This window comes from Kistimonas scapharcae (assembly GCF_039540975.1).
Classification (GTDB): domain Bacteria; phylum Pseudomonadota; class Gammaproteobacteria; order Pseudomonadales; family Endozoicomonadaceae; genus Kistimonas; species Kistimonas scapharcae.
This window is the reverse complement of record NZ_BAABFL010000212.1, coordinates 1-925: the sequence shown is the minus strand read 5'-3', so window position 1 is coordinate 925 and position 925 is coordinate 1. Positions and strand designations below refer to the sequence as shown.

Here is a 925-nt window from a genome sequence, read left to right as displayed (position 1 = left end):
GTCATTGATTACTCACTGACCACCCCCTGTTTAAGTTGGAAATTTCAGAAGAGGCGACAACTATGCTGGCACAGGGGGCTTTCAAGGTCACACGGCATGCTACTTTGAGAACTTTCTGTAATCCATGGAATAAAACTGGGGTTGTCACCAAACATGCTTACAAAGTTATCTTTTAGGGCTGATTTAACTTTACCTACTAAGAATTTAAATTCATATTCTTCCGCTTCAAGTTCTTTACTTTCCTGTGACTCTATCAGTTTTTCAAGATCGACTTCGGTAGCCTCTGGTACACTTTCACCAACCCCCTCCACGCTTTCGTGCACTTCTCCAAAACCTACTCCGCCGACTGCACCGAGAAAAAGGTCAGGGTCATCAGTGACTTCAAGCGACAGTTTTGACGCCTCGGGCAACTGCTGGATGGCTGTCATTTCCGACAGGTATTTCTCGTCTGAGGATTCAACAGGTATCGGTAACGCCGCCTCAGGCTCATCTGAATGCAATCCAACAGCTCTAAGCCCTAGAGATATATCCGTAATATCTCCACCTTTTTCTGTATCAAAGGTTCCTTCTGATGAAGTCATTTCCCGAGTTTTTCGCCCAAGAAAAACCTCTTCGGTTTTCTTCTGATATTTACTTGCTTCTTTTGCTTCCTCATCAAGACTACTAAGTGATAGAGACTTCCGTGAAACAGAGAATGGTGGTGTTGACATTGATAAATCCTTTTTGAAATTACTCCTTAACTGTAAAAGGCTAAATGTTTTAATATGAAAAATATAATAACAAGCCTGTTAAAATTAATAACTAATTCCATATATCCTGAGACAGAATATTATACTGCAATCATTTTCCTGATTACCACTGTGGCTCAGCCAGCTTGAGAAGCCTTGCTGGCATGGGGCAGGTTCGCGCAGCCATGTAACCCAGC

At 42.4% G+C, this 925-nt stretch carries 1 protein-coding gene; it reads right to left on the bottom strand.

All coding sequences use genetic code 11. The annotated features are described in order from the left end of the window. Nucleotides 1–44: 44 nt before the first annotated feature. Nucleotides 45–710: a hypothetical protein gene (locus ABD892_RS10475; protein ID WP_345195569.1), complete on the bottom strand. Its 666-nt coding sequence runs from the start codon at nt 708–710 to the stop codon at nt 45–47. Between the last annotated feature and the right edge of the window lie 215 nt (nt 711–925).

Excerpts from the sequence above, each read along its gene's own strand:
- ABD892_RS10475 (WP_345195569.1), bottom strand. The coding sequence starts at position 710 with ATGTCAACACCACCATTCTCTGTTTCACGGAAGTCTCTATCACTTAGT.